Here is a 7,822-nt window from a genome sequence, read left to right as displayed (position 1 = left end):
CCCAAACCTTGCTGGTCAGCATGCCGATTATATCTCTAAGCAGTTAAAAGCTTTCAAAAGCGGTTCCCGTGTAGATCCGGTGATGGCGCCTATGGCTGCCAACTTATCCGATCAGGATATGGCTGACTTGGGTGCATATTTTGAGAGTTTAGGTCGCGCAGCCAGCGGTGATGATGCCAGCGCAGGTTCAACACCAGCAGCTCCGGCAGCACCAGCCATTGTTGCTGATGCAGCAATGGGTAAAACTCTTTACGAGAAAGGTGATGCGAGTCGCGGAATTACTGCTTGTATTGCATGTCATGGTAAAGACGGTGACAGCAAGGTGTTAATCAACCCTAACCTGTCTAACCAGCATCCTGAATATATCGTTAAGCAGCTTAACAACTTTAAAGAGTATGCAGATACAGACGGTGCATCAGGTCGAGTCAACGAAGCAATGAACCAGGTAGCTGCTAACCTGACAGAGCAGGATATTGCAGATATTGGTGCATTCCTGGAAAATCCGGCGGATGTTAAAGAAGCGGCGAAAGCTAAGAAGACAGTAAAACTAAATCATGTTGGTGATGTCGCCCTGGGTAAAGAAAAATCTGCTACCTGTGTTGCTTGTCATGGTGCTGATGGTAACAGCATGGTAGCTATGTACCCTAAACTCGCTGGACAAAATGAACAGTATCTGTTCAAACAGTTAATGGATTTCAAAAAGGCGGTTGATAGTAACAATGAAGAAGGTCGTGTTGATCCAGTGATGGCAGGTATGGTTGCACCATTATCTGAAGCTGACATGCAGAACCTGGCTGCTTACTTTGCCAGCCAAAAAGTATCACCGAGTGCTGCAGAGGCCAATGAACTTGGTAAAAACCTGTATCAGGGTGGTGATGCGAAACGCGGTATAACAGCCTGTATTGCCTGTCACGGTGTAGATGGTCAAGGTATGGCCCTGGCTGGATTCCCAATTGTTGGTCAACAACACGTTGATTACCTGAAAGCTCAACTTGGCAAGTTCCGCGATGGTACTCGTGCAAACGACATGAATAGCATGATGCAGAATATTGCCTCGAAGCTAACAGACAAAGACATCCAAGCGGTAGCTGAGTATATGTCCTCGTTAAAATAAACGACGACACTGTAAATGAAAGCCAGGGTTCTCCCTGGCTTTTTTGTTTTTGGACTTAAGGAATACTAATCTCACGAAAATATTCAATCCACATATTGTTGCGATATAATTAGCCCACCTTATATGTATCAAATAACAATAACTCAATGAGCCATCAATTACGTACGTTAGCTTTTTCTTTTATTGCGCTTTTATTCACACCCGGTATGCAGGCATCTGAAGATGATCCTAAATATACTAAGCAACAAGAGCCGAATGCTCAGTCTCGTTATGACACACGTTACTTTATCCTTAAACCGCATAAGCGAAATTACATTCTGCCAATTACGTACACGGATAACTTTAATGACCAGGCCTATGCAAACGTCCCTGAATTTTCTGATAACTTTGAAGATATTGAAGCAAAGTACCAGCTAAGCCTCAAATTTCCTCTTGTTAATGAGGGCTTCCTGTTCGAGCAGGACAGTTTACACTTTGGGATTACTCTACAATCATGGTGGCAAATCTATGCCGACGACATTTCCAAACCATTTCGAGAAACGAACTATCAGCCAGAAATTTTCTATCGGGTAAAAACACCATGGAAAATCCTGGATGGAAACATTACCCTGGGTACAGGCCTGGAACACCAGTCTAATGGCCGTTCACAACTACTTAGCCGCAGCTGGAACCGCCTATACGGCGAGGTTATATTTCAGAAAACGGATTTTAAGGCAACTTTCAAGCCATGGTATCGATTACCCGAAGATGAGAAATCTAGCCCTCAGGATCCGGAAGGTGATGATAATCCAGATATCCGCGATTACATGGGAAACTACCAGCTAGAGTTTGTATATCTATGGGGCGATACGGGGATGGAAGTCATGCTTCGAGAGAACTTTCGCACCCATAAGGGCGCTGTTGAGATTGGCCTGACGTTCCCGATATGGAACGGCTTGCGAGGTTACTTACAATACTTCAATGGATACGGCGAAAGCTTAATTGATTATGACCACAACCAACAAAAAATTGGCCTAGGCATTATGTTAGATACTTATTTCCACTAAATCTTCAGAAGTGGAATCACGGGTGATTACGCTCGTGGCCGGTACATTTTTTATTGATTTATTTACGGAGAGTTTTGTGAAATAGATGGGGTGCTGATAGGACATGAACCCACGCTAATCAGGTATTGCGGAATCACGGGTGATTTCGCATCGTGGCTAAATGATACTTTACTGGAAAATATATGCTGGCTTTGATGATAAAAGATGGGGTGGCTGATGGGACTTGAACCCACGACAACCGGAATCACAATCCGGGGCTCTACCAACTGAGCTACAGCCACCACTTTAAACTGCACCGGGCGAAAGGACGGGTGCCCGAAACAGTGCGCGGATTGTATATTAACTTCACCTGTAATTACAAGAGCGAGAATCAAAAACTTACCGATATTTTTAAAATAATTTTTATTGCATAAAGCAGCGGCTATCAGCCCCGCTTCAATCGCTTTATACTTACCCGTATGGCTCGAAATTTTTTACCAATATGTCATTAGAAAAACTCGTTAACAACCTAAGCCTGCAAGAAAACCAGGGGCCGCCAATTGAAAAGTGGAACCCTCCTTTTTGTGGCGATATACCAATCAGAATTAATAAAAATGGGGAGTGGTTTTATCAAAACAGCGAGATAACGCGACAGTCATTGGTCCGGCTATTTGCCAGTGTCCTCTGGTTTGAAAATGACCACTATTATCTGGTTACACCGGCCGAGAAAGTCAGGATAGAAGTTGAGGATAAGCCACTAATAATCACCCAATGGCAATTCCTTAACACTGAACAAGAACCGGTTATTGAAGTCACTACCAACGTCAATGATTCGGTATTCATCTCACCTGAACACCCTATCGAATCGGACGATAACGGCTTAAAGGTGAGAGTTCGCCGAAATCTATATGCCAGAGTACATCGAAACATTTATTATCAATGGGCCGAAATTGCCAAGATTGAAACGGATGTAAAAACCGGCCATGACAATGCCGTGATATATAGTGGTGGCAAAGCGTTTTCTATCGGTCAATTATGACAGGCGGCAGAAATCAAAATTCTGCCATTACCTAAGCAGTTACACGATACTGGAGTAGCGACTTTTTGCTAATTGCGGCTTGATGTACTGATCAAACGACATGCATATGTTTCGAACAAACAATCGTCCACAGTCACTCACTTGTATCTTCTCTTCATCCGCAATCAGCAGGCCATCAGACTGTAAAGGCTTTAAACTCTCCAGATCTTCAGAAAAATACTGATCAAAGGTAATTTCATACTTGCTTTCAATATGCTTTTTATCCAGAACAAAATTACACATTAATTGTTTTATGATATCACCACGAAGCTTGTCTTCATCCGTTAGCAGAACACCTCTTGCTAACGCATAAGTACTGGCGTCAATGGCATTATAGTAATCGGATAGTTGTTTATGATTTTGCGTAAGACAGTTGCCAATAGCACTGATAGACGATACACCCAGCCCAAGCAAATCGCACTCTCCTAAAGTAGTGTAACCCTGAAAATTGCGGTGCAAGCGTCCTTGTCGCTGGGCGATTGCAAGCTCGTCTTCAGGTTTGGCAAAATGGTCCATGCCTATGGCCTGATACCCCATCTCAAGCAACGCTGTAATGGCCTGCTCCATCAGCTGCAGTTTATCGGTCGCACCCGGCAGCCAGTCAGAATGAATCTTTCGTTGTGCAGCAAACCGATTAGGTAAGTGCGCATAGCTAAATAAAGAAATTCGGTCCGGATCCATATCCGCAACTGCGGTCAGGGTTTCAGCCATGGTAGTTGCACTCTGGTGCGGTAATCCATAAATTAAATCAAGGTTTACCGAATTAATTCCCTGTCGTTTCGCCTCAGCAACCAATGACTTTACATGACTCGTACATTGTTTACGGTTAATCGCTTCCTGAACCGTCTCGTTTACATCCTGCACCCCAATGCTTAAGCGATTAAAGCCCAACTGCCTGAGGTTAGCTATCCGCTCTAATTCAAATTCCCTAGGGTCAATTTCAATACTCATTTCAATGTTCGTAGCAAAAGAAAAACGACTTTTAAGTTCAGTGACGAGTAATTCTAATTGCTGGTCATTAAGAAACGTTGGTGTGCCACCACCGAGGTGAAGTTGTTTTACCTGGTGCTGTTGAAACAGTTTGGCCTGGCTAGTGATTTCCCGCATCAGGTAATCAAGATAGATATCAGCTTTTTGCGGCTGACGAGTGACTATTTTATTACAACCGCAGTAATAACAAAGGCTGTGGCAAAACGGGATATGAATATATAAGGAAAGATCACGGCTATGGCTATTTGCAACCGCATTGACAAAGTCATTGCGGCAAAACGTTTCATTAAACTCTAATGCGGTGGGATACGACGTGTACCTGGGTCCTTGCATATTGTATTTAGAGACAAGTGCATGTTGAGAAAAAGAGACGGCTGACATGATAACGCCCTGACTTATATAAAAACGTCAGTCTAAATCACATGAAGCAGAAATAAGTTGATCCAGGACAAAAGGTTTAACGAAAGTTGTCAGTCCGCGCAACGTATGCATTTGGTCGCTGCAGGTTGGACTTTCAGCCTCTCAGTGGCAATATCCTCGCCACAATCCTGACAAATGCCATAGGAGCCATTCTCGATCCTGGTAATAGCGTTTGAAAGTTGCTGAATCTCTATTTTAGCTTCGACTTCCAGCGCATTCAGAACTTCATCATTTTCTCGTTCACCCGCTTGCTCTGACCAATCAGCATTTCGACCTTCAGCGAAATCCTGATGGATCGAATTTACACGCGATTGTAATTCAACAATTCGCTTGGTGAATTCCACTTTAAGAAGTTCTGACATAATTCAGCCCCTTTATTATTTGCTAAGTGTCAGATCTCGCAATGTTTGCTGGTGATATTGTGCATCGGGAATTAAGCGCTCTATATCCGCAAAAATCTCAGCTTCCAGCTCCTCTTCGTAGCCCATGCGTTCCAGATCCAGTTTCAATTTATCTTTTTTGGAAAGCTTCTTCCTTTCCTCAAGAATAGGCATATGCGAAATCTTGTTATATAAACTAAATATAGCAGGGAATCTTTCGTTCGGTGAGTCCAGTGAATATTCCATCGACTCAATTAATACCGAAAGTCGCCAACAACCTTCTGATAAATCACACTGTTTTTCTTGCATGGCTTTACAAATAATCAGCAAGCTTGATACTACTTTTAAATCTTTTTCTGCCCTTTTCTGCTGCTGCTCGAGTGTTAATGCTTTTTGCATTTTAGTTTGATGACGCAGTTTAAATAACAACATACTGGCATAAACAGTCAGGGCAAAAATTATCGCAGCAGCTAGCACCAACAAACTGATTGTTAAATTCGACACTTTATACAACCCTGTTATTTTTTGTCCTGCTCATAATCACTGAAATCGTAATCATCAAGCTTATCCCATAGTGCGTCTTCACTAATTTGAGTATCTTCTTCAAAGATCTCTTCTTCTTGCTCCAGACCCAATAGAGCAACAAGTTCCTGGTATCTTGTCATTGCACTTTGCAACCTAGCCTGCTCAGTTTCAGACAGAATCTCGCCCGCTTCATCACGCTCCGCAAGTAACTGCAGATTTTCATCATTTTCAATTGCCAGTAACTCTTGCTCTAAACTATCAGTATTATCAACCACTCGGATTGGCGCTATAGCCGCTTCTTGCTGCTTGGGTGCTTTAGGTGGCTTAGGATGCGTAGACTCAGACACGCCTAACGCGATAGGCTTTTTGCTCCCCAAGCGAGGATCCTGTGGCGATGATGATAATTTTGATTTTTTATCATTCTGTAAACTTGCGTCCTGGCGTGAACCAGATTTATTACCCGTTTTTTTACGGATACGCTTTTCCTTTTCTACCTTCGGGGTACGCTTAGGCAGAATGGCCTTCATTAAAGCGCCTTCTTTGCGGGATTTTTTTGAGCGGGACATAGTTCTTTGGGTTCGTGATGAATAATGCTCTTATTTTAATGCAAAGCACCCGAAAACCCCAGATAATCATACTTTAATACCAATCACATTAAGTTTGTGCACAACTCAGAGTTAGGGCAGAGGTTCAGTTACAACATAGATTTCATTGATATAGTCATTCTATATTAATGAAATATAGGGCAGTAAATGGGCCTCTCACTAACTCCCTACGGGTGAGTTTTAAAGTGATTGGTATAACGACATAAATTGCAGATGAAAAAAAAGCGATAGTGTTACCCATCGCTTTTTAAAAGCTCTTAACAAGCTCTTTTTATTGTTGGCAATCCAGCCTGAATATATCCCTATCAACTATCCGTATATTGATGTCGTTTCCGTACATTCTTTTTTCTTTTCGGTCGTCCTGACGCCTTATTGGCTATCCATAACCTCAAAGAGGTAAAATTGCTATTCCTAAGCAAGTAAGCCATCCATGCTTAAAGGGTAATCCTTACCAGATGTCCATCCAGCATCCCTACTGAAATTCCATTATTTGATTTCTAATTTAGCCACTCCATGTAGCTGTGTTTAAGTTTACGTGGGTTACACTTGGTTACAATCGATGAAATTAAGTTTTTTTCAGATTCAATCTAAGTCAGTCACGTAACTAGACATAATTAAAGGGGTTTATGAATAGTAACGAAGAAATATTCAGTATTTTCCCCGGACATCTATGGTCAATGTCTTACAAAGGAGGAGCATAAATGACACTTCCTCCGAATAGCCATGATATAAATAGAGGATAAATTAATCAGAAGTTTTCAGGTAACGTCGATAATCGGGGCTTGGCAAATTAGACTGGTGCGTGGCTACCATTCAATCTCTATCGGAGTGCCAATATCCACCAGGGCCATAAATTCATCCATTTCTTCATTTGTCAGAGCGATGCAGCCATCTGTCCAATTATACTGCTGTGTTATAGGCGCTAATTTTTCCATGCCATTTCTCTGGCCATGGATCATGATAAATCCACCTGCAGATACCCCTCGTTCTCTGGCGCTAGATAAATCGTCATCATTCGGATAACTGATGTGCATGGCTCGATAGTAAGCCGAATCTTCCTTTACATAATCTAAGGTATAACGCCCTTCGGGTGTCCTCTCGTCTCCTTGTTGCATTTTATGGCCTTTGGGATTTTCTCCCAATGCAACATGATAACGTCGCACTATTTCTCCATTTCTAATCAGGAACATTGCATTTTCAGATTTATCGACCCTCACTAAATCAATATCTGCGAATGCAAATGAGGGAAACAACAACATCAGATTCAAAAAGCGCGGCATACCGGCTTCTCCTGTGATTGTTATTGGTTTTCAAAACAGCAAGAAACCCGGATGAATACCAGAACTGAAAGTTTATTGATAAATCCGTTATCAGGTCTGGTGTATGTTAGTAATACTTAACGTGGATCAATAGAGTAAGATTAGTAAAGCTTATAAATTTTTTCTTGTTAGAAACAAAAAAGCCTGCATGATGCAGGCTTTAACAATGATGGTGGAGGGAGGTGGATTCGAACCACCGAAGGCGGAGCCGTCAGATTTACAGTCTGATCCCTTTGGCCACTCGGGAACCCCTCCAGACGAAAAACCCGCTTTTAGCGGGTCTTCCTCAAATTGGAAGCCTAGCGATGTCCTACTCTCACATGGGAACTCCCACACTACCATCGGCGCTGTTGCGTTTCACTACTG

General features: G+C 42.5%; 8 protein-coding genes and 2 tRNA genes. 3 read left to right on the top strand and 7 right to left on the bottom strand.

Annotated features, from left to right (window positions below):
• A partial coding sequence (locus E8M12_RS16440; RefSeq protein WP_246033995.1) for a c-type cytochrome occupies positions 1-1,114 on the top strand: 1,114 nt, incomplete at its 5' end.
• Positions 1,115-1,260: 146 nt separating this feature from the next.
• A complete protein-coding gene (locus E8M12_RS03195) occupies positions 1,261-2,160 on the top strand; it encodes a phospholipase A (protein ID WP_136734643.1) in 900 nt (299 codons plus the stop codon).
• A gap of 205 nt (positions 2,161-2,365) precedes the next feature.
• On the opposite strand, the gene E8M12_RS03190 is transcribed toward E8M12_RS03195, so the two are convergent.
• Positions 2,366-2,441 (bottom strand) — tRNA-His (locus E8M12_RS03190).
• A 200-nt stretch (positions 2,442-2,641) separates the two neighbouring features.
• Here E8M12_RS03190 and E8M12_RS03185 point away from each other — a divergent pair.
• A complete protein-coding gene (locus tag E8M12_RS03185; protein WP_136734642.1) occupies positions 2,642-3,178 on the top strand; it encodes a DUF1285 domain-containing protein in 537 nt (178 codons plus the stop codon).
• 39 nt (positions 3,179-3,217) lie between these two features.
• Here E8M12_RS03185 and hemN read toward each other — a convergent pair whose 3' ends face one another.
• The 6 genes from hemN to E8M12_RS03155 form a co-directional block, all read right to left on the bottom strand.
• Positions 3,218-4,588: an oxygen-independent coproporphyrinogen III oxidase gene (gene hemN / locus E8M12_RS03180; protein ID WP_136734641.1), complete on the bottom strand. Its 1,371-nt coding sequence runs from the start codon at positions 4,586-4,588 to the stop codon at positions 3,218-3,220.
• A gap of 89 nt (positions 4,589-4,677) precedes the next feature.
• Positions 4,678-4,989: a TraR/DksA family transcriptional regulator gene (locus E8M12_RS03175; protein WP_136734640.1), complete on the bottom strand. Its 312-nt coding sequence runs from the start codon at positions 4,987-4,989 to the stop codon at positions 4,678-4,680.
• Positions 4,990-5,004: 15 nt separating this feature from the next.
• Positions 5,005-5,511, bottom strand: coding sequence for a DUF2489 domain-containing protein (locus E8M12_RS03170; RefSeq protein ID WP_136734639.1), 507 nt, complete (start codon positions 5,509-5,511; stop codon positions 5,005-5,007).
• 14 nt (positions 5,512-5,525) lie between these two features.
• Complete coding sequence (yihI, locus tag E8M12_RS03165; RefSeq protein WP_136734638.1) at positions 5,526-6,098, bottom strand: Der GTPase-activating protein YihI; 573 nt, start codon at positions 6,096-6,098, stop codon at positions 5,526-5,528.
• An 845-nt stretch (positions 6,099-6,943) separates the two neighbouring features.
• Positions 6,944-7,417, bottom strand: coding sequence for a L,D-transpeptidase family protein (locus E8M12_RS03160; protein ID WP_136734637.1), 474 nt, complete (start codon positions 7,415-7,417; stop codon positions 6,944-6,946).
• 209 nt (positions 7,418-7,626) lie between these two features.
• Positions 7,627-7,711 (bottom strand) — tRNA-Tyr (locus E8M12_RS03155).
• Between the last annotated feature and the right edge of the window lie 111 nt (positions 7,712-7,822).

It is taken from the genome of Thalassotalea mangrovi (genome assembly GCF_005116735.1).
GTDB classification, from domain to species: Bacteria; Pseudomonadota; Gammaproteobacteria; order Enterobacterales; family Alteromonadaceae; genus Thalassotalea_A; species Thalassotalea_A mangrovi.
This window is presented reverse-complemented; position numbering and strand designations above follow the sequence as displayed.